Source organism: Sandaracinaceae bacterium (genome assembly GCA_016706685.1).
GTDB lineage: Bacteria > Myxococcota_A > Polyangia > Polyangiales > Houyiibacteriaceae > JADJJE01.
Genome location: JADJJE010000057.1, coordinates 22,952 through 47,979, shown reverse-complemented (window position 1 = coordinate 47,979; position 25,028 = coordinate 22,952). Strand labels below are relative to the sequence as shown.

The window sequence follows — 25,028 nt, the reverse complement described above, 5'->3', positions numbered from 1 at the left end:
CCAGGACGGGGTAAGCAGCGGCCGTGGCTCGCCCCTCGCGCCAGAGACCCTGGGCCCTCCCGCTCCTGCTCGCGCTCGGGGTCGTGGCGCCCTGCGCGCTGCAGGCCTGGGTGAGCGACGACGCGTTCATCACGCTGCGCGTGGTGGACAACGTGGTCGAGGGGCGCGGCGCCGTCTGGAACACGGGCCAGCGTGTGCAGGTCTACACCCACCCGGCGTGGTTCGTGCTGGAGGTGGCCGTCATCGGGGTCACGCGCGAGTACTTCCTCACGCCCATGCTGCTGGGGCTCACGCTCACGTTCGCCTTCGTGCTGGGGCTCGCCTGGCACGCGCGCGAGGCACCGTGGCGGGCGGTGTTCGTGGCCGCGCTGCTCGCGGGCTCACCGTCGTTCACGGACTTCGCCACCTCGGGCCTCGAGAACCCGCTCACGCACCTGTGGCTGCTGCTGGCCGCGCTCGAGGCCACCCGCTCGGACGTGCGGCTAGGGCGGCTCGCGCTCTTCGCGGGGCTCCTGCAGCTCACGCGCCCCGACGGCGTGCTGCTGATGGTGCCGCTGGTGGCGCTGCACGCGCTGCGCACGATGAGCGCGGAGGGCGCCGTCATCACGGCCAAGCGCCTGCTGCTGGCGGGCCTGCCGGTGCTCGCGTGGTACGCGTTCGCGCTGGTCTACTACGGCACGCCGGTGGCCAACACGGCGCTCGCCAAGCTGGGCGCGCAGCTGCCCGCACGTCACACGTGGCCGGTGGGCCTGCACTACCTGCAACTGCTGGTGACCCGCGATCCGGCCGCCGTGGTCTTGATCCTGGCGGGCACGTGGACGGCCATCGCGCGCTTCCGCAGACGCCGCACGCACCCGGGTGGCGGCAGCGCCGCCGCGTGGCTGGTGGGCATCACGCTGCACACCACCTATGTGGTCAGCATCGGAGGCGACTTCATGCTGGGCCGCTTCTGGACGCCGTGGGTGGCGCTGTCCGCGATCCTGGTGGTGACGGCGCACACGCCTTGGCCGCTCCCCGCGCGCCGCGCTCGCGTCACGCGCACGCTGGCCACGCTGGGCGTGCTCGGCGCCCACGTGGGCGTGTTCCTCCTGCACGCGCACCCCTGTCGCCCAGAGCCCACCACGCAGGAGCTGTTGGACTTCAGCTATGGCGTGTACGACGAGCGCGCCTTCTACCGGGCCGACCTGAGTATCCAGGCGTGGCTCGACGGTCGGGGCCCCGGCACCTTCGGCTCGGGCGCCCACGCGCGACGGATCGCCGAAGAGGTGCGGGCCAGCGGTCAGCGGCGCGTGATGGAGGGCGCGCAGGCTGGCTTCTTTGGGTTCTATGTAGGCCCCGATGTCCACTTGCTGGACCCCTTCGCGCTGGCCGATCCACTGCTCTCCCGGTTGCCCGCGTTCCGCATGCCCAGGTTCCGCGCGGGCCACCTCCCGCGCCCCATCCCGCCGGGCTATGTCGAGAGCGAGCGCACCGGGGAAGACCACTTCGAAGACCCGGTCCTGGGCCGGCTCTGGCAGCGCGTGCGCCTGCTGACCAACGGCCCGCTCTTCACGCGCGAGCGCTGGGAGGCCATCGCGTGGCTGCTGACGCACGACGCCACGGAGGGGTTGGACGTGGATCGCTACTTGCTCTGGCACGCCACCCACGCCACCCCGGCGACGCTCGTTCACGGGCGCGTGCCCGTGCGCGACATGGGCATTCACGTGGACCTCGGTCGCGTGCAACGGGCCGAGACGATCATGGTGTACCTCGACCCGCCCGACCGCCGCGAGCTGTGGTTCTACCGGGGCACGCAGCGCTTGGCCGAGGTGGTAGCGCCCGAGGGCAACGCGCCCTTCCCGGTGCCCGAAGCCGCCCGCACGGGCTTCGACCGCGTGGTGGTGCTGCCGCGCGATCACTACCGCCCGGAGGCGCGCTGGTTGGATAGCGTCGCGCTCGATGGCGTTCGGCTCCTCGACGCGGGCGAGCCTCCTGCCCGCTGACGCGAGCGCCGCTCAACGCATGGCGGTGGCCTCGGCCACCAGGCGCGGCGTGGCCTCGGGGGTGTTCGCGAGGCCCAGCGCCTGCGCGGCGGTGGGGGCGATCAGGAAGAAGCGCAGCGACACGTCCACACTCGCGGCGGTGCGCGCCTCGGGCGGCAGCGCGATCCGCAGCGTGCGTGTCTCGTCCGGTGTGAGGCGTGAGTCCGGGCCGAGCGCGGTGGCGAAGGGCGCCATGGTGGGCTGCCCGGCAGCGTCCAGGAACACCTGGCGCAGCATCAGCGTGGGGGCCTCGCTCGGCGACTCCCGCCACGCGCGCCACAGCTCGCGGCCGTCGGCGGCCTTGGCAACGGCTTGAAGCACGGCCAGACGGCCCGGGAAGCCCGAGGGGAAGGCGTGTCCCGAGCGGTTGCGCAGGGTGACCACCAGGGTGCGGCCCTCGAGCGCAGCGCTCAGCTCGACGGCGCTGCGCAGGAGCGCGTCGTCGCCGCGCCAGGCCGCGTGCGGGCCGAGGAAGCCGTGACTGCGGTGGCTGGGGCGGCCCCCGACGGCGCCGCTCGGCCCGTCCACCGTGGGCATGTGGCAGCCCGTGCACGTGGCGCTGGGGTCACTCGCCGCCAGCTCGTTGCCGGTGTTGCACGTGGGGATGCCAGCTGGGTTGTGCGCCTCGCGGTGGCAGGTGTTGCACAGCGTGCGGCCGTCCGTGAGGTGCGCCGCCGCAGGACCCGTGCCGTGCGCTGGGGACGCATCGGGCGGCAGGTCGTGTGGACCGCGCAGCAGGCGCCCCTCGGCCCAGGTCAGCGCCGCGTGGCCCGCTCCCGCGCGCACCTCGTCCACGCCATGGCAGCTGCGGCACGAGACGCCGTGAGCGGCCAGCGGCGCGTCGGGCTCGGTGGCGGCGCGCGGGTGGTGGCAGCTGCCGCACTCGTTCGCGATGGCGGCGCCCTGGCGCTCCATGCGCAGGCTGCGCAGCGCGGCGAAGATGGGGTCCTGCGAGTGGTGCGCGTGCGCGTGCATGGAGCTCTCCCACTCGGCCACCACGGCGGCGTGGCAGCTGGCGCACGTGCTCGGGTCGTCGAGGTCCACCTCGAGGGGGGCCTCGGCTCGCGGGGTGGGCGTGGCCTGCGCCTCGTCGGTCGGGGCCGCGTCCGAGCAGGCCATGAGCCCCAGCGAGATCAGGAGAGCGACGAGACAGCGCAGCGTGATCTGCCGAGGACTGGTGGAGTGCATGCTGGCCAGAGGATCACGCGCGGCGTGCCGCAAGCCCAACAAATGCGTCCGCGCGGTGAGCCGCCCGAGGGCCCTCAGTCGGCTGAGCAGGGCCCGTCGTACGGCGTCGTGGTCAGCACACGCGTGACGCGGAAGCCGCGGGGCTCCTCCAGGATCTCCACCCACAGGTTGTGCCGCACGGTGCCGTAGGCGTGCACCTCGATGCAGCGCGAGCCCCACTCCACGGTGGTGCCCACGTCCTGGAACGACGTGCTGTCGCGGGCTACGCCGAAGGCCGGGCTGCTCTCGCCGCGCTCGCCCTGCACCACGCGGAGCGCGTCTCCGGCCGCTCGCTCGGCCGCGCTCGGGGCCTCGTTCTTCACGTCCATCAAGAACGCGAGCGCGAGCGCCGCTTCAGGCTTTGCCCGATACTGCGCGACGCCGTAGGCCACGGCCAGCGCCGCCGCGAGGCCGAGCGCCATCCACACGCCGCGGGGCACCAGGGGAGGGAGCTCGTCGTCGGCCATGCCACGAGGGTACGCCCGTGTGGGCCCGCTCATCAATCGGGGCCGAGCCGCGCAACCGGCGCAATGATGTGGGGCGCCGGCTTCTGATTGGCAGCGAACGCCGTCAGCACGTGGCGGACGCCCTGACGGTAGCTGTTCTCGTCAGAGAGAAACTCGCGGCCAGCGTCACGCGCGCCAGCTTGCAGCGTGCGGTAGTGCGCGGGATCGTCGACGAGCTTCACGAGCTGCTGGAAGTAGCTCTCCGGATCGTCGGGGTGCGCGAGCGTGACTCCGCCCGACAGATAGTGGACCGCAGGACACACCTTCGAGGTCACCACGGGCCGCCTAGCGAGCAGCGCCTCCACGATGACGTGATTGAACCCCTCGACGAAGTCCGTCCGCGTCGGAACGATCGCCGCGTGGCTCTGCATCTGCAGCGACCGCAGCTTCTGGGCATCACACCAGCCGTGCAGCACCACCAGGTCTTGCAGGCCGTGCTCGCGCACCTGACCCTCGAGGGCGGCGGATGCGGCACCGCTCCCACAGATGTCGATCACGATGTCGCTGCGTTGCGCGGCGCGCAGGCGCCGGGCGATCTCCATCAAGTCGAAGACGCCTTTGTTGGCTTCCACGCGACCCACGAACATGACTCGAAACGGCCGTCGCGATGCCTCCGGATCCGGGATGTCCGAGAAGAGGTCGGAGCGAAACAGAGGAAAGAACTCGACGATTGGGATCGTGCGCTCGCCTGCGATGTCCTGCACCTGGGCGCTGACCATGCTCGACGCGCTGAGGACTGCGTCGCCGTGGAAGCGGTAGAACGGCCGTTGGGTGTGGAACAGGACGCGTGACTTGGTGCTGCGCGGTTGAAACGCCGGCCACAAGACGCAGTGATGAGCTAGCACGACACGCACCCCCAGGAGCTGGAGCGGAGCGAGCAACTCCGGGTGCGGCTCGCCCCCGATGACGACGACGTTGGCGCGAAAGGCGACGGCACGCTTGATGATGGCGGCCGCCAGGATGACCTGCGCCGCGTGGTACGCGAGGCCGTGCGTCCCGGCCAGGTAGTCGTCGATCTTCTCCACACGCATCTCGCCGTGCTGCGCGTCGCTGTCGTTTGCGTGTGTGGTGAGTGCGAGAACGGACGCGCCGACCTCCGCGCACGCATCGAAGAACTGGTGCGAATAGCCCACGTGGGTGATCGCCTCCAGCTCGGAGTGGTTGGCCCAAGCCTGAAAAGCCGCTTTGGCATCGCCAGCGCCGGCCATGTACAGCACGCAGAGCTTCTTCATGTTGATGCTCTCATCCGTCGGGGGTGAGCGTGCCCCATTCGACCACTCGGAGGCGCGAGACGTCGAGCCCCGCCGTGCTGCCGCTCTCGAGCACCCCGGCGAAGGCCTCGCGCGCGTCGGGGGACCCGTCCGCGTACACGTTGATGGAGCCCGAGAAGTCGCCCACGTAGGCGCCGTACACTTGCAGCGCACGCGCCACGGTGCGCCCCGCCGGCGAGAGGCCCAGCGTGTCCACGTCCAGCGAAGGGTCCAGCTGCAGGCGACCGCCGCAGGGCACGCCCTCGCTCTCGGAGATGATGCCGTTGGCCGGGTGCCCCGTGCTGGCGGGCGACACGAACCAGCGCTGGCGAAGGCCGGGGTAGGCCAGCACCAGCGCGTGGCGGATCTCTCCGGCGCGCAGCTCGGCCGCCGTGATGAGCCCGGCCATCAATGGGAAGCCACAGGCGCGCGACCCGTGCGAGGCGTACCACTCGGTGGGGCCGCCCTTGGGGGGGCGCACGCCGCTGCCCCGCAGGTCCACGCTCGAGCACAGCGTGCAGTCCCAGCCGCCGTCGGCGCGCGGGCGCGCTTGAAAGAAGTCGTAGGCGCGCCCCGCTGTCACGTCCACGAGCGTGAGGTGTCCGTCGGCCTCGGGAGCTGCCTGGGCGCCCGCGGGCACGGGCCAGCGCAGCGTGAGGTTCTCGCCCTCGTTGCCGAGCGGCGTGTGCACGTCCACCAAGGGCGTGCTGGCATTCACCCAGTAGACGGGCACGCTCCATGGGTGGATGGACACGCTGAGGCCCGGCCACTCGGAGCTCTCGGCCAGGTGCTGTACCAGCGTGGCGCTGTCGGGGCGCAGCGCCACGCCCGCCGGGATGGGGGTGTTCCAGGGGCTGCTGTCGGCGAACGGCCGAAAGATGTTCGGAGCGGGTGGCTCCCGATAGCCCGTGACGGCGCCGCTCTCGGGTGCACCCGCGGCGCCGCTGCACGCCGCCAACACCACGGCCGGAGCGAGCGCGGCCAGGAGCGTTGCCAGCCCAGCGCCCCGCCCGGAAAAAGAAGAGCGACGCCGTGTGGTCATGAAGCCCCTCGCGGCGGCAGCGCGCCCGTGTCGACGAAGTCTCGAATCACATCGAACAGGGGCCCCTCGCGGCGCGGCGGCTCGGCCACACCCGAAGCGGTGCGCACCAGCGCGGTGAGACGCTCGAGCCCCTCGGGCAGCTCGCGTTCTTCCCACACCACCACCACGCCTGGGCGCTCCCCGAAGCGGCGCGCCGTGGCCAGCTGGTGGTCGTTGCGCGTCTCGCGCAGGTCCGCGCGGCGCGGCAGCACCAGCACGGGCTTGCCACGCTCGAGCGCCGCGAAGAGCGTGCCGATGCCCGCGTGCCCCACGATGGCGTCGGCCTCGTCGCAGGCCAGGTCGAAGCGCGCCGGTTCGAGGAAGCGCTGCGCTTCGAGGTGCGTGGCGTTCACCGTGGAGTCGCCGATCTGCGCCGCGACCCGCGCGCTCGGGTTGGCCGCCGCCCAGGCGTCCATGGCGAGCACCAAGCGGTCGAAGGGCATCTGCGCGCCCACCGTGAGCAGCAGCTTCATCCGAGCACGCTCCCCGCGAAGCGCGGGCCACCCGGGCGTGCCAGCTCGGGCCACTGCGTGAGCCACAGGTCTGCGAAGCGCCCCACCTTCTGCCCGCTCATGCTCAGCTCGTCCACGTTGGCCAGGCTGTCCACCCAGATGGTGCGTGCCCCCAACGCCCGCCCCAGCACCACGCCGAAGAAGCCAGGCAGCGCGCCCGTGCTGACCACCACGTCGGGCCGCTCCTCCAGCAGCACCCGCAGCACCTGCGCTGCGCAGCGCAGCATGCCCAGGCGGTCCCAGCGGGTGGTGTCCGGCACCACGCGCAACGGCGCGCTGCCCACGTGCGCGCGGTAGGTCTCGTCCACCGTCACGAACACCATGAAGTGCCCGTCGAACGCCGGGCGCAGGCGCAGCAGCTCGACCCAGTGTCCGCCCCCCGAGCTGATGGCCAGCACCTTCTGCCGGCGTGGCGAAGAGGCCTGCCTTGCTGCGCCGTGCGTGCCCATGCTCAGCCCGCGAACCCGCTCAGGAAGTCGCCCACGTGGCCCGCGCGGTCGTTCTGGCGCGCCACCGCGTCCGACACCGCCAGCAGCACGAAGGCCACGCCGCCGTCCAACGCCAGCTCACGCCGCACGCGCCGCAGCTCCGAAGCCTTGATGCCCGCGCCTACCAGCACCATCACGCCATCGGAGCGCCGCGCCGCGCGACGCAGGGCCGCCACACCGCGCTGGCCGTCCCAAGTGCACGTGGACACGCGCAGCGCGTGGCTGATGCGGATGCCGCCAGTGTCGTCGGCCTGCACCGCCGCGAAGCCGCCCGGGGGGCTGTTGCGCGTGCGCCGGCCCATGGGCAGCACGTTGCCGATGACGTGGCGCTCCGGCTCGCCCGAGCTGCTCGTGGTGCTCCCCAGGCTGCTGGTCGCGCCACCCTGCGCGCTGCGCGCTGGGGACATCACGGCCTCGTGCTCGTCCTGCACCACGCCGCGCCAGGTCTGGCGGATGACCATGGTGAGCGTCTCGGCCAGCTGCCGCTCGATCTCGGTGGCGCCCACCAGCAAGAGCTCCCCGCGTTTGTCGCGCATGAGCTCCTCGAGGTCGGCCAAGAGGTCGTCGAACGCCTCGCTGTTGCGTGGCCAGCTGGAGGTGGCCACCACCGGCCCCTCGCCCCACCAGGCGATCTCGGGCGGCGCGATCAGCCGCAGACCGTTCAGGTCGCGCGCCACGACGACCAGCAGCGCCAGCAGGCCGAACACCAAGGGCACCCCGAGCGCGATGATCTTCTTCTTCTTGGACGGCACCGCGTTCTCGGGCGGGATGGCGTTCGACACGCTGCGGAAGCCGGTGGGGATGTCGTGCAGCTGGTCGTCGATGTTCGCTGCGCGCTCGGTGAGGCTCTCCACCAGCGCGCCCTTCACGTTCACCTGCGCCAACAGACTCGCGGCCTGCGACTCGATGTCGCTGAAGCGGTTGCCGCGCTCCTCGGCGGCGGTGGCCAGCTGCTCGAGGGTGGTCTGGCGTGACTGAAGGGTCTCGAGCTCCGTCTGCGCCGCCTCGAGGTTGGTGCGACGCTCCACCTGCAGGGCGCTCGACCCACCCGTGCGAGCGACGCCCGTCGAGTCTTCGGCGGCCCCCTCGCGCTGCTGCCGCTGGAGTGCGGCCACCTGCCGCTGGAGCGACTGCACCTGCGGGTGAGACTCACCCAGCCCCTGACCACGCGCCTCGCGCAGGCGCTGGCCGAGCTCGACCACGCGGGCGTCCTCGACGCGCCGGCTGGCGGTGTTCGCTCCCCCGCCCGTCCCCCGCGAGCGCGGCGCCTCCTCGAGCGATGCGGTGAGCTGACGCACGCGCGCACGCGCAGCTTCCACCTCGGCCGCTGCCAGGGTGGCCTCGGTGCGCAGCTCCGCCGCCTGCGCGATGACCTGCGACTGCTCCACGTTCATTTCGCTGATGCCGTGCTCGGAGCGGAACGTGTCGTATGCGGTGCGCGCGTCGTTCAGCTCGATGGACGTGGCGCTGATGCGCTCGGCCACGCTGGCCTGCTCTGCGCGCAACGAGGCCTCACGCAGCTCGGTGTGGTGCTGGAGGAACAGCTCCACCGCGCTGTTGGCGAGGTTGGCCGCCTGTTCCGGAGTCTCACCATAAGCGTTGAAGCTGACTTGCCGCGTGCCCTGGTCCGCCGACACCTGCAGGATGGCGCGCATGGCGTCCACATGGACGTCCTCGAGCCCGGCGCGCTCGCGCATCTCGAGCACGAAGCGGTCCGTGAGCGCCACCGAAGCGAGCGAGGGCAGGTCTTGCTGTGCCTCGAGGAAGCTCTGCCCGGGGAGGCCCTCGTAACGCACCACGGCCGACGTGAGGTAGGACCGACCGACCCCGAACTTGGCCACGAGCACGCCGATGACCAGGCCCACCAGCGCGGCGCCCACCACCCAGGTCTTGGCCCGCCACACCACGCGCACGATGCGACGCACATCGAGCGGTGACCCCGCGCGCTTCGAGCCGCCCTCGTCTTCGTCCATGTCTTGGTCTGCTCGTCGGCTCATGTTGCCCTCCTCAACGACGCTTCAGGACGCGCCGCGGCGCCTCGCTGGGTGTACCACGCGCTGCTGTGCGCTCGGCGGCTCGCTCGGCGGCACGCGAGAGCGCCTCGTTGGCGGAGCTGCCACCGTCCAGGTGCTCGGCCAGCGCCGCGATGGTGGGGAAGCGGAACACGTCGGTCACCGTGAGCGGCTTGCCGGTGACCTCGCGGATCTCGCGGTGCGCCTGCACGGCCAGCAGCGAGTGCCCGCCCAGGTCGAAGAAGTTGTCGCGCGCGCCCACGTCGGGGAGCCCCAGCAGGCGCATCCACACCTCGGCGATCTGCCGCTGCGTCTCGCCCGTGGTGGCCACCTTCTCGGCGCGCGCCTGGGTGGAGAGCTCCGGCTTCGGCAGCGCCTTGCGGTCCACCTTCTTGTTGGGCGTGAGCGGGTAGCGGTCGAGCCGCACGAAGTGCGCCGGCACCATGAACGTGGGCAGGCGCTCTTCCAGGTGCGCCTTGAGCGTGGGGACGTCCAGCGGCGCCGCGCTCAGCAGGTAGGCCACCAGCCGCTTGTCCCCCGGTGTGTCCTCGCGCGCGATGACCACGGCGTTCTTCACCGAGGGGTGCGCCTCGAGGCGCGCCTCGATCTCACCCAGCTCGATGCGGTAGCCGCGCAGCTTCACCTGGTTGTCCACGCGGCCCAGGAACAGGAGCTCGCCGTCCTCGCGGAACGCAACCTCGTCGCCGGTGCGGTACATGCGGGCGCCCGGGCGCTGCGAGAACGGGTCGGCCACGAAGCGCTCGGCCGTCAGCTCGGGGCGCTTCCAGTAGCCGCGCGTCACGCCGTCGCCCGCGATGTAGAGCTCGCCCGCCATGCCGGGGGGCACCAGCTCGAGCGCCTCGTCCAGCACGTAGAGCTGCGTGTTGCAGATGGGCTTGCCGATGGTGACCGCGCTGCCCGCCGGATCCACGGCCGACGTGGACGACCAGATGGTGGTCTCCGTGGGGCCGTACATGTTGGTGATGGTGGCGCGCGTGGCGGCGCCCAGCTCCTTCACCAGGCTGAGCGGCAGGGCCTCGCCGCCGATCATGAGCTGCTGCACGCCCGCGAGCGCGCGGCGCGACTCGTCGTTGGTGACCAGCATGCGCGCCATGGACGGCGTGCACTGCAGGTGCGTGACGCCCTCGCGCACCAGCTGCGCCGCGATGGAGAAGTCGTCCGCTGCGACCGCCTGCACCTCGTCGCTGGACACGCGCCGGAGCTGATCGAGCAGCGGCAGGTGCGCCATGACCGTGGCCGAGTCGATGCCGAAGTCGATCAGGCAGCCCAGCTCGTCCACGCCCACGCCGCGGCAGGCCTCCACGATGTGCCGCGCCGACTGCGGCGTGCCGAACAGCGCGCTGGTCTCGTAGTAGCGCTCGAACGCGTGGTCCAGCAGCGCCTCGGTGTCCTCGGGCGACAGGTTCTCGAAGTTGTCCGCGAAGGACTTGGTGCTGTCGGCCGCCGCCTTGAACGCCGGGAAGGCCCACGCGTGCGTCTGGATGAGCGCGATGGAGCTGCGCAGGTAGTCCTTCATGGGACCGCGCACCAGCTCCTTCACGGCCGCGTCGTCGTGGCCGATGAAGGTGTGCAGCATGAGCACCACGAAGCCCTCGCCCGGGTGACCGGCCTTCTTCCAGGCTTCGCGGTACACGCGGATCTTGCTGGCCACGTCGTCCAGGCTCTGGCCGAGGAGGTGCGTGAGGATGCCGCCGCCCATGCGCCCGGCCATCTCGAAGGTCTCGGGGTTGCCGGCCGCCGTGATGAGGAAGGGCAGCTCGGGCTGAATGGGACGCGGCAGCGAGCGCACGGCCACCGGGCCCATGGGACCCTCGAAGGTGACGTGTTCGCCGCGCCACAAGCGCTGAATGGTCTCGATGTCCTCGACCATTTGGTCCTTCTGGCGGCCGAAGGACTGCGGGCGCAGAAGAAAGTCGTTGGGCTGCCAGCCCGCGGCGAAGCTGATGTCCACGCGCCCGTTGGAGAGGTTGTCGACCAGGCCCCACTCCTCGGCGATGCGCACGGGGTGGTGCAGCGGGCTCACGCAGCTGCCGGCGCGAATGCGGATGTTCTTGGTCACGGCCGCGATGGCGGCGCTGGCCACCGCCGGGTTCGGGTACAGCCCGCCGAACGCGTGGAAGTGGCGCTCGGGCGTCCACACGGCCGAGAAGCCGTGCGTGTCCGCGAAGCGTGCGCCGTCCAGCAGCAGCTTGTACTTGTCCGCGGCGTTCTCGCCCTCGTCCGAGGCGAAGTAGAACAGGCTGAAGTCGATCTTGCGGTCGCTGCTGCGCGACACCTCTCCGCCGCTGACCAGCCCGCGGTCTTCGTCGCCGGCCAGCACCACGCGGAAGCCGCGCGCCAGGGTGTAGAAGAGCTCCAGCACGCTGATGTCGAAGCTCAGGCTGGTGACGGCCAGCCACGTGCTGCCGGGCGCGTGCGGGATGCGCTCGTCCATGCCCACGAAGAAGTTGGACACCTGCTGGTGCTCCACCATCACACCCTTGGGCAGGCCCGTGGAGCCGCTGGTGTAGATCAGGTAGGCGAGCTGCGAGGAGCGGAAGTCGCCCTGTGGGAGCGCCGCGTCGGAGCAGCCCAGCAGCTCTGGGCAGTCGTCGAGGCACAGCGCCTGCGCGCCGGTGGCGGGCAGCTGGCCCAGCAGCGCGCGCTGCGTGAGCACCCGCGCGGCGCCGCTGTCTTGCAGCATGAAGGCCACGCGGTCGGGGGGATACGTGGGGTCGAGCGGCAGGTAGGCGCCGCCCGCCTTCAAGATGCCCAGCGCGCCGATGACCAGGTCCACGCTGCGGTCGGTGTAGAGGCCCACGGGGGCGTCCGCGCCAATGCCGAGAGCGCGCAGGTGCGCAGCCAGCCGGTTGCTCCGCCGGTCGAGCTCGGCATACGTCAGGCGCGTGCCGCGGTGCACCAGCGCGATGGCGTCCGGCGTGCGCTGCACCTGCAGCTCGAACAGCTGGTGCACGCCCAGCTCGCGCGGGTAGTCCGTGTCGCGCGGGTTCCACTCGGTGAGCAGCTGCTGGCGCTCGCGCTCGGTGATGAGCGGCAGCTTGCCCACGCTCTGCTGCGGGTCGCGCAGGGCGGCGCTCAGCAGCACCTCCAGCTGGCCGGCAAAGCGCTCGGCCAGGGCCGGCGAGAGACGCTCGGGGTGGAACAGCAGGCGCGCCTCGTGGCCGTCGGTCAGCACGGCGAGCGCGGCACCCTCGGGCAGCACGTACGGGTTCAGCCCCGCGAGCGTAGGCAGCGTGTCGAACACCACCGGCCACGTGGGGAGCGTGAGCCCCGGCTGACGCGCGGCGAGATCACGCGGGAAGGTGCCGCGGCGCTCGGCGGTGGCGAGGGCCTCACGGGCGCGCTCCACCAGCTGCGCGAAGGGCAGCGGGCGAGCCACGTCCACCACGAGCGGCACGCGCGTGGCATACACCGACGCCGCGTTCACCACGCGGTCGAGCCCAGCGTGACGGTGGCCCAGCTCCACCTCGGGCGCGCTGCCGAGCCGCAGCAAGAGCGCGCTCAGGCCGGCCAGCAGGGCCTCGCTCTTGGCGGAGTCGCCCGTGAACGACACGCTCACACGCGACAGCAGGCCACCAGCAAGCGCGTCACCCGCACCCTCGAGCACCGCGCCGGGCATGGGCGTGGGCGCGCTCGCCAGCAGGCGCTTGGTCCAGAAGGCCTCGTGCGGCGCGAGCCACGCGTCCAGCTCCGACAGCCGCGTGCGCAGCGCCGGGTCCGTGAGCAAGCTCGAGCCCGGCGCGACGCCACGCGCGGTGAGCGCCGCGAGCGACAAGGGCCCACCCTCGATGCAGCGCACCTGCGAGAAACGCAGCGTGCCGCTCCCCGTGGCCACCTCGAGCCCACCCTCGTCCACGGCCACCACGGCGCCCGGCGCGAGCAGCGAGCTGGCCCCCGTCTCCACCGCGTCACCCAGCAGCAATGCGCCGCTCGGGAGAACGGCCTTCGGCGTGCCCACGGGGTTCGGGTAACGCCCGTGATCGAGCGCGCGCACCAGCGCTGCCACGTCGGCCGCAGGGCGCGTGAAGTCGAGCGTGCAGCCAGCCTCGGGACGCAGGTCCTTGGCGAAGTAGGTGCGCTGCGAGAGGTCCTGCTTGGTGCGGTTCAGCTCCCAGCGGCCCAGCATGTCCGCCACGTCGGCGAACGCGTCGATGGCCACCTCGTAGCAGCGCGTGTTCAGCGTGAGGCAGGTCTCGTTGGGCGCGAGGTCGAACGTGCGCTGCGCGAGGATGTCGCCCTCGTCCACGCCCCCCTCGATGAGGTGAAACGTGATGCCGTGCGTGGGCTCGCGGTTGGCGAGCGCCCACACCGGCGCGTTCAGGCCGGCGTAGCGCGGCAGCGGGCCGTCGTGGAAGTTGATGGCCCCGCGCGCCGACAGCGCCAGCACGTCGGCCGGGATGATGGACAGGTTGGCGATGCTGAACAGCCACTCGAACGGGTCGCTGCCGATGCGCTGGGCCAGCGTCTTGCGCGGGGTGGGGGCAATCACCCGCAGCCCGCGGCCCTCGGCCCAGCCGGCGATCTCGGGGTTCTCGGTGACCACGCCGATGACGGTGTTGCCGCGCGCCAGCAACGCCTCGGCGCACTGCACCAAGAGGGTGCCGTTGCCCATGAGCACACTGCGAAAGGGGTTCTGCGCTTGCATCTTCGTCTCCGACATCACTACACCCACGGCACCGCTCAGCGCGGCGACGTGCTGATCACCGCGGCCCCGAGGCCAGTGGTGGCCGCCACGCTGACCACCGGCGCGATGGCCGCCATCACATCGCGCAACTTCGAGAGCCCGGTCGCGCCCACGTACACCACGTCACCCGGCGCGAGCAGCGGATCCGGACCCTCGCCGTCCAGCAGCTCGTCGAGGCGCGCCACGTACACCTGAGGCGCTGCGTGGTCGCCGCGCACGACGATGATCTCGGCGTGGTCCGCGTCACGCGTGGGGCCGCCGGCGAAGGCCAGCGCGAGCGTGAGGCGCAACCCTGGCCGGAACGGCAACACACGCGCGGCGTGCACTTCGCCCAGCACGCTCACCAGCGAGTGCACGGCCGGCGGCACGTAGAGATGGTCGCCGGGTCGCAGGCGCACGTTGTGGCGTGGGTTGCCCATGATGGCGAGCATCAAGCTGACGGGCAGCACCTGCCCGGATCGCACCAGGCGCGCCCCCGCGAGGTCGGACATGGGAATGGTGGTGCCCTCCTCGTCGTCGGTGCTGAGCCCACCCCCCGCCAACGCGAAGAGGTCCGCTAGGCGCATGCCCGGCACCACCGTGTGGCGCCCCGGCGTGGTGACCGCCCCGACGACCGTGGCGCGCTGACCGTTGGGCTCGGCGACGATGATGGTGACGCGCACCGTCTGGTCGAAGGGCCGCAGCGCGGTCTCGATGCGCGCCTCGGCCTCGGTCAGCGAGAGCCCCGACACGTCCACGTCGCCCGCGAGCGGCACGTGCAGCACACCACGCTCATCTACCGTCAGGCCCAGGGCCGCCGAGTCGGTGCCGCTGATCATCTGGAGGTTCACCACGTCGCCGGGCATCAGCGTGAGTGCCCGCGGCGGATCTTCGTCCAGCCCCGTCAGCGCGTCTGGCGCCTGTACGAATCCGTCAACGTCCGATGGAATTGTTGGAAGGCGCGGTAGCGAACTGCCCCCACATCCGGAAGCGAGCAGGGCGACAATGGGCGCCAGCATCGCATAACGTGGGCGGGTATACGGGGATGTAGGCACGGCAACTTGCTAGCGCTGAATTGACGCGACGGCAAGGTGTCCCAGGCGATCTCGCACGAAGAAACAAGGATGATGCGGCCGAAATGGGGGGGCGTGTACGCCCCGAATGGATTCCGTCTTCATGGTCAAGTTTCTGCACTGCGCGCAAGAATTTGGTGGCCGGATCGGAGAGTCTGACCCAAAGTCCCTGGTGTAGTTTCTCGACCTACCACGCCCCCTATGCCCCTCTTCGACCACACCAAGACCGGAATCATCCGACCTTACCACTCGATGCTCACCTTGGTGCAGCGCGCGCTGGACGTCGCCATGATCGTCCTCGCGTTGTGGTTGACCATGGCGCTGTACGCCGACCTGAGCGCTCCCGAGCCGTGGCACGTGCACGACACGCTGGCCGCCGGCGCGGCCTCGCTCTTGTTCCTGTTCGCTGCCGACGCGTGCGGGCTGTACGAGGGGTTCCGTGGCGTGCCGCTCGTGCACGAGCTCAAGCGCGTGTGGCTGGCCTGGTTCATCGTCTTCGCGGGGCTGCTCATGCTGGCCTTCGCGCTCAAGGAGTCCGCCAGCTACAGCCGTGCCGTGTCGTTCGGCTGGATGGTCAGCGCGCCCATGCTCGTGAGCGTCTGGCGCTCGTTGGTGCGGCTGGGGCTCTACGAGGCGCGTCGTCGCGGGCACAGCACGCGCCGCGTCGCCATCGTGGGCATGACCCAGCTGGGTGAGCGCGTGGCGCGCAGCGTCAACGACGCGCCGTCCCTGGGCCTACACTTCGAGGGCTTCTACGACGACCGCAAGGAGGACCGCCGCCACGAGATCGCGCCCGAAGTGGGTGGCTATGCGGGCACCTTCGACGAGCTGGTCGCACGCGCCACGCTGGGTGACCTCGACCTCGTCTACGTGTGCTTGCCGTTGCGGGCCGAGTCGCGCGTCCACAAGCTCATCGCGCAGCTGGCCGACACCACCGTCAGCGTCTACGTGGTCCCCGACTTCTTCGTGTTCGACCTGCTGCACGCGCGCTGGACCTCGCTCGGCGAGATCCCCGTGGTCAGCATCTTCGAGACGCCCTTCATGGGCACCGAGGGCTGGCTCAAGCGCTTCGAAGACATCGTGCTGGGCACGCTGGCCGTGTTGGTGGCGGCCATCCCCATGGCCATCGTGGCCATTGGCATCAAGCTCACCAGCAAGGGCCCGGTGCTCTTCAAGCAGCGCCGCTACGGTCTCCACGGCGAGGTCATCGACGTCTACAAGTTCCGCTCCATGACCGTGTCGGAAGACGGCACCAACGTGCGCCAGGCCACCGCGAACGACAGCCGCATCACGCCGTTCGGTGCGTTCCTGCGCCGCAGCTCGCTGGACGAGCTGCCGCAGCTGTTCCACGTGGTCACGGGCAGCATGAGCCTGGTGGGCCCGCGCCCGCACGCCGTCGCGCACAACGAGGCCTACCGCAAGCACATCTACGGGTACATGCTGCGCCACAAGGTCAAGCCGGGTCTCACGGGCTGGGCGCAGGTCAACGGCTGGCGCGGCGAGACCGACACGCTCGAGAAGATGGAAAAGCGCATCGAGCACGACCTCGAGTACATCCGCCGGTGGAACCTCTTCCTCGACATCAAGATCGTGTTCCTGACCATCTTCGGTCGCGCGGTGCATCAGAACGCGAAGTGAGGCGGGCCGCATGAGCCGCCGCAAGACCATCGGGGTGCTGCTGGCCCTGGGCTCCGCGCTGTTGGCGGGCTTCGGGGTGGCGGTGCATCGACGGCTTCACAAGCTCTGGGTCATCCCCGACGCGCCCAGCCGCAGCCAGCGCATCGAGGGCTTCGTGCCGGCCGCGCCGCTGCCGCGTGTGCGCGTGCTGTTCGTGGGGCACAGCCTGGTGAACCAGGACATGCCGGCCATGGCGCGCGCCGTGGCCGCGAGCGTGGGCGTGGACTTCAGCTACGACGTGCAGCTCATCGACGGAGGCTCGCTCGAGGTGAACTGGAACCAGGCGGAGCGCGCCACGGGCGTGCGGGCGCGCGAGGCGCTGGCCACGGGCGGCTACGACACGGTGGTGCTCACCGAGGCGGTGAACCTGGACGACCACCTGCGCTGGAGCGAGCCCTCCGCGCACGCCGCGCGGTGGTACGCGCTGGCCCGCGAGCACCGGCCAGACGCGCGCCTGTTCTTCTACGAGACGTGGCACCACCGCAGCGAGCCGCGCCACGCGCGCGGCCTGCCGCTGCTGCCCAGCCGGCTGAGCTGGCGCGAGCACCTGGATGCGGACCTCGGCAAGTGGGAGCACATCGTGGACGGCGCCGAGCGCCAGCACGCCGTGGCGCACGCGAGCGCGCCGCCTCTCGGGGTGCACATCGTGCCGGGTGGGCAGGCGCTCGCGGCGCTGGTGGACGCCATCCGCGCCGGGCAGGTGCCGGGCGTGCCCAACGAAGGCGCGCTGTTCCGCGACGGCGTGCACCTCACCGACCTGGGCAACTACTTCATCGCGCTGGTGCAGGTGCGCACGCTGAGCCGCGCCGATGTCGAACGAGCGACCAGCGAGGTGACCCTCGCCAGATGGCCAGGCCGTGGTAGTGCCTTTGGCCACGGCGCAGGCGCTGGCTCGCATTGCCTCGCGTGCCGTCCGCCTCTATCCCCGCTCGGGCGTGCTGAGCCCACCGGAGCCGAACTGAATCATGTCCGACGAATACGAAGTCATGGAGCGCGACATCGCCATCGTGGGGATGGCGGCACGCGTTCCGGGGGCGAGCACGCCGGCTGAGCTGTGGAAGAACTTGGTGGGCGGGGTGGAGTCCATCCGGACGTACACCGACGAGGAGCTGCGCGCCGCCGGGGAGAAGCCCGAGCTGCTGCGCCACCCGCGCTACGTGCGCGCCGCCGCGCCGCTCTCGGGGGTGCCGCTGTTCGACGGGGAGTTCTTCGGGTTCAGCCCGAAGGAGAGCGCCATCATGGACCCGCAGCACAGGCACTTCCTCGAGTGCTCGTGGGAGGCCCTCGAGAGCGCCGCGCACCCGCCCGAGCGCTTCAAGGGCCCCATCGGCGTCTTCGCGGGCTGCGGCATGGGCAGCTACTTCTACGTGAACGTGTGCTCGCAGGCCGAGCTGGTGCGCGACGTGGGGCTGTTCCTGCTGCGCCACACCGGCAACGACAAGGACTTCCTGGCCACGCGCGTGAGCTACCTGCTGGACCTGGCGGGGCCGTCCATCAACGTGCAGACGGCCTGCTCCACGTCCCTGGTGGCCACGCACCTGGCGGTGCAGAGCCTGCTGGCGCGCGAGTGCGACATGGCGCTGGCGGGCGGCGTCACCATCGAGCTGCCGCAGAACCGCGGCTACGTCTACCAAGAGGGCGAGGTGCTCTCGCCCGACGGGCACTGCCACGCGTTCGATCACCGCGGGCAGGGCACGGTGTTCGGCTCGGGCGTGGGCGTGGTGGTGCTGCGCCGCTTGGGCGACGCGCTCGACGACGGCGACATGATCCACGCGGTCATCCGCGGCACGGCGGTGAACAACGACGGCGCCAAGAAGGTGAACTACCTGGCGCCCAGCGTGGACGGGCAGGCGGCCTGCGTGGTGGAGGCCCTCGGCGTGGCCAACGTGGACGCCCGCACCGTCGAGTACATCGAGTGCCACGGCACCGGCACCGCGCTCGGCGACCCGATTGAAGTGGAGGCGCTCACGCAGGGCTTCCGCACGCAGACCGACGCGCGCGGCTTCTGCCAGATCGGCTCCATCAAGACCAACATCGGGCACCTCGACACCGCGGCAGGCGTCATCGGGCTCATCAAGGCGTCGCTCGCGCTGCGCAACGCGCAGATCCCGGCGTCGCTCGGCTACGAGAAGCCCAACCCGGCCATCGACTTCGCGAGCTCGCCCTTTCGCGTGGCCAGCCAGCTGAGCGCGTGGCCGGCGCCCGCTGCGCACCCGCGCCGCGCCGCCGTGAACTCGCTGGGCGTGGGCGGCACCAACGCGCACATCGTGCTGCAAGAGCCGCCGGGCATGCCGGACGCCGAGCCGCCCACACGCGTGGTGCAGCTGCTCACGCTGTCGGCGCGCACGCGCAGCAGCCTGGACGCGCAGAGCCGGCGCCTGGCCGACCACCTCACGGCCCACCCCGAGCTGTCACTGGCCGACGTGGCCTTCACGCTGCACCACGGGCGGCGCGAGTTTGCCGAGCGGCGCGTGGTGGCCGCTTCCACGCTCACCGAGGCGGCCGAGCTGCTGCGCACCAACGACCCGCAGCGCGTGTTCACGCACAGCGTGCTGCGCGGCAAGACCGAGAGCGGCGCCCCGCACGTGGCCTTCCTGCTGCCGGGTGGCGGGGCGCAGTACGCGCGCATGACCGTGGACCTGTTCGAGCACGAGCCCGTGTTCCGCGAGCACATGGAGCGCGGCCTCGCGCTCTTGCAGGAGCGTCACGCGCTCGACCTGCGCCCGCTGCTGTACCCCGCGCTGGGCCAAGAGGCCGAAGCCGACGCCCAGCTGAACACGCGCATGGACCGGCAGCTGCCGGCCATCTTCCTGACCAGCGTGGCCATGGCGCGCTTGTTCGAGAGCTGGGGCGTCACGCCCAGCGCCTACCTCGGCCACAGCGTGGGCGAGAACACCGCCGCGCACCTGGCCGGCGTCATGTCGCTCGAAGATTGCCTCGGGCTGGTCATGCTGCGCGCGCAGCTCTTCATGGAGACGCGCCCCGGGGCCATGCTCTCCATCACCCTGTCCGAGGCCGACGTGCGCGCGCTCCTGCCCAGCACGCTCGACCTGGCGGTGGTCAACGGGCCGAACGCGTGCGTGGTCTCCGGTGACCCCGACGCCATCACGGCGCTCGAGGCCCAGCTGGCCGGGCGTGAGGACGTGGAGACGCAGCGCCTGGCGATTCCCGTCGCGGCGCACTCGCGCTTGCTGGACCCGATCCTCGAGCGATTCACCGCTTACCTGCGCGGCATCCGGCTGCGCGCGCCCAGCGTGCCGTTCTTGTCCAACCGCAGCGGCACGTGGATCACGGACAAAGAGGCCACCGACCCGGCCTACTGGGCCAGCCACTTGCGCAGCGCCGTGCGCTTTGCCGACAACGTGGACGCGCTCTTGCAGCGTGGCCCGAGCGTGCTGCTGGAGGTGGGCCCGGGCCGCACGCTCAGCTCGCTCGCCCGGCAGCATGCGGGCTTCCGTGCAGGCGGTCACCAGGCCATGGCGTCGGTGCGCCACAAGGACGAGGCCGTGTCCGACGTGGCCTACTTCGTGACGTGCCTCGGCCGTGTGTGGGCCACCGGCGCGACGCTCGACTGGGCGCCCATGTGGCCGGGGGAGCTGCGCTCGCGCGTGGAGCTGCCCACCTACGCGTGGGACCACAAGAGCTACTTCATCGAGCCCGCCCTGCCGGCCTCGGCGCCCAGCGAGGTGGCGCTCGAGAAGCTGCTCGATGTGCGCGATTGGGGCTTCGTGCCGCGTTGGAAGCCGTCACTCGCCGACGTGCCGCTCGAGGGCAGCGCGCCGAGCACGCCGCGCACCTACCTGCTGTTCATGGACCGTGGCGGCGTGGGGCAGCGCCTGCGCCAGCGCCTGGTGGACGCGGGCCAGCACGTGATCGCGGTCTACGAGGGCGACGCCTTCCACCACCGCGGCAACGACGAGTACACGCTCAGCCCGGAGCGCGGGCGCGAAGGCTATGCCTCGCTGATCGCCGACCTGGTGGAGCGCGGGCGCACGCCGGAGCGCGTGGTGCACCTTTGGTTGCTGGAGGCCGAGCAGACGTTCCGCCCCGGCTCGAGTCTGTTCCACCACCACTTGGAGCGCGGCTTCTTCAGCCTGTTCTTCCTCGCCAAGGCCTTGGTGGAAGCCAGCGTGGCGGGCGTGCACCTCACGGTGATCGGCGACGGCCTCCTGCGCGTGGCCGACGAGGCCCTGCCGGACCCGCAGAAGGCCACCGTGCTGGGGCCCGTGAAGGTGCTTTCGCGTGAGCTCGAGAGGGCCAGCGCCCGCCTCGTGGACGTGCAGCTCCCGGCTCAGCGCACTCAGCTCTTCGGCGGCTCGCTGCGCGCGGGCCTGCTGGACCCGTTCGGCGGCAAGAAGCGCGTGGAGCGCGAGCTGGACGCGCTGGTCACGCGCCTGCTGGACGAAGTGACCGCCGCTCCGGGTGACGAAGTGGTGGCGCTGCGCGGTGAGCGCAGGCTCACGCAGGTGCTGGCCCCTCGGCCTCTCGATGCCCTCGAGGGGGTGGCGAGCGAGGGCAGCCTGCCCAAGCCCGAGACGTTGCGCGAGCGCGGCGTCTACCTGATCACCGGTGGCCTCGGGGGCCTGGGCCTCACGGTGGCGGACTACCTCGGGCGCACCTGCCACGCGCGCCTCGCGCTGCTGGGCCGCACGCCGTTGCCCGCGCGTGATCAGTGGCCAGCGTGGATCGCCCAGCACGGCGCGGGCGACCGCGTGAGCCAGCGCATGCAGCGCGTGCTCGACCTCGAGGCGAGCGGCGCCGAGGTGCTGGTGCTCACGGCCGACGTGACCAACCGGGACGAGATGCAGGCGGCGCTCCAGTCGCTGCAGGCGCGCTTCGGTGCGTTGCACGGCGTGTTCCACACGGCCGGCGAGCTGGACGACGACCTCATCGCCCTGAAGACGCTCGAGAGCGTGGAGCAGGTGTTCGCGCCCAAGATCCAGGGCACGCGCATCCTGCACGAGCTCACGGCCGGCAGCGGGCTCGACTTCACGCTGCTGTTCAGCTCCACCTCCACGGTCACGGCGCCCGCGGGGCAGGTGGACTACGTGGCCGCCAACGCGTTCCTGGATGCCTTCGCCGAGGGCCAGCGGGCGGCCGGCTTCCCGGTCACGTCGCTGCACTGGGGCATCTGGGCCGACGTGGGCATGGCGGCCGAGCCCGCACGTCTGCGCGCCCATGCGCGCGTGGGCGAGCCCGTGGGACAGCAGCCCAGCCACCCGTGGCTGAGCGCGCGCGTCAGCGACGGCCGCGGCGAGTCCAGCCTGCGCGGCACGCTGTCGTCGGCGCAGCACTGGATCCTGGACGGCCACCGCACGCTCGCGGGTCACGCGCTGATCCCCGGCACCGGCTATCTCGAGCTCGCGCGCGCCGCGCTGCGCGCCTACGGCGAGCTGGGCGCCTTCGAGCTGGAAGACCTCTTCTTCGTGCGGCCCTTTGCGGTGGCCGACGGGGAGGCCCGCGAGCTGTTCGTGAAGCTGCGCCCCACGGCGCGTGGCTATCGTTTCGAGGTGCGCGGGCAGGTGCAGGTGGGCGGCCGCGCGGGCACGGTGCTGATCGCCCAGGCGCACCTGGCGCTCCAGCTGGACGCCGCGCCGGCGGCGCTCGAGCCCGCGCAGATCGCAGCCATCGACGCGCGCTGCAACATCTCCCACGTGGGCCCCGACGAGGCCGGCCTGCGCACGGCACAAGAGGCGCACCTGCGCTTCGGCCCGCGCTGGCGCGTGCTGCGCGAGGCTCGCTTCGGGCCCACCGAGGGGCTCGCCCGCTTGGCCCTGCCGCCCGCGTTCGCGGCCGAAGTGCAGAGCCTCGGGCTGCACCCGGCGCTGCTCGACATCGCCACCGGCTGGGCCATGGGGCTCATCGAGGGATACGACAGCAGCACGCTCTACGTGCCCGTGTCCTACGAGCGCGCCCGCGTCTACCACGACCTCACGCCGCAGCTGCTGAGCTGGGTTCGCACGCCGGTGGTGAACCACGCCGACGCGGAGTTCGTGTTCTTCGACGTGACGCTCATGGACCCGAGCGGCCGCGTGCTCGTGGAGGTGGAGCGCCTCGGCCTGCGGCGCATGAGCGGTGGCCCGGACTTCGCCCTCGGCGCGCGCGTGGCACCCACGGACGTCACCTTTCACGACGACCCGAGCGACGATCACGCGCCCTCCCCGGGCGAGGCGTTGCGCGACCGGCTCTTGGCGCAGGGCATTCGCACGGTCGAGGGCCAGGACGCGCTCGGCCGCGTGCTGCAGCAGCTCTCGTCCAAGAACCCGGCAGGCCTGGCACAGGTGTTCGTGAGCTCCATGGACCTGCCCACGCTGGTGCAACAGAGCGCCGCGGGTGAGCGCACGCGCAGCCCTGCAGCCGGCCTCGAGCTGGCGCGCCCGGACCTGAACGTGGACTACCTGGCCCCGCGCGACGAGGTGGAGAAGACGCTGGTGGGCTTCTGGCAAGAGCTGCTGGGCGTGGACCAGGTGGGCGTGCAGGACAGCTTCTTCGACCTGGGCGGGCACTCGCTGCTGGCGGTGCGGCTCTTCGCCAAGATCAAGTCGGCCTACCGCGTGGAGTTCCCCATCTCGGTGCTCTTCGAGGCGCCCACCATCGAGCGCTGCGCCGCGTTGCTCCGCGAGCACCTGGGCCCCGAGACCGCCACCGAGGGCGGCGCAGACGCCAGCGCCCAGAGCGCGGCCACGCGTCCGCGCTACACCCACCTCGTGGCCATGCACACCGGCGACGGCGGGCCCAAGACGCCCTTCTTCCTGGTGGCCGGCATGTTCGGCAACGTGCTCAACCTGCGGCACCTGGCGCACCTGGTGGGCACCGACCGGCGTTTCTATGGGCTGCAGGCTCGCGGCCTATACGGCGAGCAGGCGCCGCACGAGTCCTTCGAGGAGATGGCCTCCGAGTACATCGCGGAGCTGCAGACGGTGCAGCCGCGTGGGCCCTATTTCCTGGGTGGCTTCTCGGGCGGCGGCATCACGGCCTACGAGATCGCCCGGCAGCTGGAAGCGCGTGGCGAAGAGGTGGCCCTGCTGGTCATGCTGGACACGCCCGTGCCGATGCCGCCAGCGGACCTCAGCCTGCGCGACCGCGTGCTGATCCAGCGCACCGAGCTGCGCTCGAAGGGGCCCGCCTACGTGGCCGAGTGGGCCGAGCGCCGCGCCTCCTGGGAGCTGGGTCGCCTGCGTCGCCGCTTCGAGAACGCGGCCCCCGACAGCACGCCCGAGAAGTTCCACGACGAGGCCATCGAGCAGGCCTTCCGGCGCGCGCTCGAGCGCTACGTGGTGGTGGAGCGGAAGCACGCGGTGGTGCACCTCTTCCGGCCCAAGCTGCCCGTGGCCTACGATCTCGGCGAGGGGCGGCGCATCAACCACGAGCGCTCCTATGTGTTCGAGGACAACGGCTGGACGCCCTTTGTGCGCGAGGTGGCCGTGGCCGAGGTGCCGGGGGACCACGACTCCATGGTGCTCGAGCCCAACGTGCGCGTGCTGGCGCGCCGGCTGCGTGAGGTGGTGGAGCAGGCCGAGGCCGCGCAGCGGAGGTCACGATGAAGCTGCTGTGCGTGATCCTGAACTACAAGACGGCCGAGATGACGCTGGACGCCATCCGCGCGGCGCGTGCGGCGCTGACCACGCTCGACCACCGCATCGACGTGGTGGACAACGACTCGCAAGACGGCTCGTTCGAGCGCCTCACCGCGGCCGTGGCCGAGGCGGGCTGGCCCGACGTGCGCGTGGTGCAGAGCGGACACAACGGGGGCTTCGGCGCCGGCAACAACGTGGCGCTGCGGGCCGCGCTGCTCGAGCCCGAGCCGCCGGAGTTTCTCTACATCCTGAACTCCGACGCGTTCCCTGCCCCGGACGCCATCGAGGCCTTGGTGCGCTTCCTCGAGCAGCACCCGCGCGCCGGCATCGCAGGCAGCTTCATCCACGGGCCCGACGGTGACCCGCACCTCACGGCCTTCCGCTTCCCCAGCGTGGCCAGCGAGGCGCTCAGCGGCTTCCGTCTCGGCGTGCTGAAGCGCCTGCTGCCCGAGCGCGAGGTGCCCATCCACCCCATGCCGAGCGAGACACAGCGCGTGGACTGGCTCGCCGGCGCCTCCATGATGTTCCGCCGCGAGCTCCTGCAGGAGGTCGGACTCTTCGACGAGACGTTCTTCCTGTACTTCGAAGAGACGGACCTGTGCCGTCGCGCGCTGCTCGCCGGCTGGGAGTGCTGGTACGTCATGGAGAGCCGCGTGGCGCACATCGGCAGCGTGTCCACGGGCATGAAGAACAAGAGCCGCCCCATGCCGCGCTATTGGTTCGACAGCCGCCGGCACTACTTCACCAAGAACCACGGTGCGGCCTACACGTGGGCCGCGAACGTCCTGCACGCCGCCGGGCTGCTCACCTTCAAGGCGCGCGCGGGGCTGCAGAAAAAGCCCGACCCAGACCCCGTGAACTTCCTGCAGGACTTCGCGCGCTACAACTTCGTGGACAAGCGCCCCCAGTAGGGCGGCCGT

At 71.4% G+C, this 25,028-nt stretch carries 14 protein-coding genes; 5 read left to right on the top strand and 9 right to left on the bottom strand.

Going from position 1 to position 25,028, the window contains the following annotated elements:
• Nucleotides 1-23 precede the first annotated feature (23 nt).
• Nucleotides 24-1,982: a hypothetical protein gene (locus IPI43_33610; protein MBK7779000.1), complete on the top strand. Its 1,959-nt coding sequence runs from the start codon at nt 24-26 to the stop codon at nt 1,980-1,982.
• A gap of 12 nt (nt 1,983-1,994) precedes the next feature.
• On the opposite strand, the gene IPI43_33605 is transcribed toward IPI43_33610, so the two are convergent.
• The 9 genes from IPI43_33605 to IPI43_33565 form a co-directional block, all read right to left on the bottom strand.
• On the bottom strand, nt 1,995-3,209 hold the full coding sequence (locus IPI43_33605) for a hypothetical protein (protein MBK7778999.1): 1,215 nt from the start codon (nt 3,207-3,209) through the stop codon (nt 1,995-1,997).
• A gap of 74 nt (nt 3,210-3,283) precedes the next feature.
• Nucleotides 3,284-3,715 (bottom strand): hypothetical protein, encoded by a 432-nt coding sequence (locus IPI43_33600; protein MBK7778998.1) that lies wholly within the window; start codon nt 3,713-3,715, stop codon nt 3,284-3,286.
• A 32-nt stretch (nt 3,716-3,747) separates the two neighbouring features.
• Nucleotides 3,748-4,986: a glycosyltransferase family 4 protein gene (locus tag IPI43_33595; GenBank protein MBK7778997.1), complete on the bottom strand. Its 1,239-nt coding sequence runs from the start codon at nt 4,984-4,986 to the stop codon at nt 3,748-3,750.
• Between the two features lie 10 nt (nt 4,987-4,996).
• Nucleotides 4,997-6,046, bottom strand: coding sequence for a hypothetical protein (locus IPI43_33590; protein MBK7778996.1), 1,050 nt, complete (start codon nt 6,044-6,046; stop codon nt 4,997-4,999).
• Entirely contained in the window at nt 6,043-6,558 is a 516-nt protein-coding gene (locus IPI43_33585) for a glycosyl transferase family 28 (protein MBK7778995.1), read from the bottom strand. Before IPI43_33585 ends, IPI43_33590 begins: the two co-directional genes overlap by 4 nt.
• Nucleotides 6,555-7,046 carry a UDP-N-acetylglucosamine--LPS N-acetylglucosamine transferase gene (locus IPI43_33580; protein ID MBK7778994.1) on the bottom strand — a complete coding sequence of 164 codons (492 nt, stop codon included), beginning with the start codon at nt 7,044-7,046 and terminating at the stop codon, nt 6,555-6,557. Before IPI43_33580 ends, IPI43_33585 begins: the two co-directional genes overlap by 4 nt.
• A 2-nt stretch (nt 7,047-7,048) precedes the next feature.
• Nucleotides 7,049-9,082, bottom strand: coding sequence for a hypothetical protein (locus IPI43_33575; protein MBK7778993.1), 2,034 nt, complete (start codon nt 9,080-9,082; stop codon nt 7,049-7,051).
• A gap of 10 nt (nt 9,083-9,092) precedes the next feature.
• Nucleotides 9,093-13,778, bottom strand: coding sequence for an LLM class flavin-dependent oxidoreductase (locus tag IPI43_33570; GenBank protein ID MBK7778992.1), 4,686 nt, complete (start codon nt 13,776-13,778; stop codon nt 9,093-9,095).
• A gap of 20 nt (nt 13,779-13,798) precedes the next feature.
• Entirely contained in the window at nt 13,799-14,647 is an 849-nt protein-coding gene (locus IPI43_33565) for an SLBB domain-containing protein (protein ID MBK7778991.1), read from the bottom strand.
• 495 nt (nt 14,648-15,142) lie between these two features.
• On the opposite strand from IPI43_33565, the gene IPI43_33560 reads away from it, so the two are divergent.
• Genes IPI43_33560 through IPI43_33545 form a run of 4 tightly spaced genes read left to right on the top strand, consistent with a single transcriptional unit; the run spans nt 15,143 to nt 25,019 of the window.
• A complete protein-coding gene (locus IPI43_33560; protein MBK7778990.1) occupies nt 15,143-16,492 on the top strand; it encodes an undecaprenyl-phosphate glucose phosphotransferase in 1,350 nt (449 codons plus the stop codon).
• Nucleotides 16,493-16,502: 10 nt separating this feature from the next.
• On the top strand, nt 16,503-17,582 hold the full coding sequence (locus IPI43_33555) for a hypothetical protein (protein ID MBK7778989.1): 1,080 nt from the start codon (nt 16,503-16,505) through the stop codon (nt 17,580-17,582).
• On the top strand, nt 17,497-24,075 hold the full coding sequence (locus tag IPI43_33550; GenBank protein MBK7778988.1) for a KR domain-containing protein: 6,579 nt from the start codon (nt 17,497-17,499) through the stop codon (nt 24,073-24,075). The genes IPI43_33555 and IPI43_33550 overlap by 86 nt, the downstream gene beginning before the upstream one ends.
• The gene (locus tag IPI43_33545) at nt 24,072-25,019 is read left to right on the top strand and encodes a glycosyltransferase family 2 protein (GenBank protein ID MBK7778987.1); all 948 of its coding nucleotides are present in this window, start codon (nt 24,072-24,074) and stop codon (nt 25,017-25,019) included. Before IPI43_33550 ends, IPI43_33545 begins: the two co-directional genes overlap by 4 nt.
• Nucleotides 25,020-25,028: the final 9 nt, after the last annotated feature.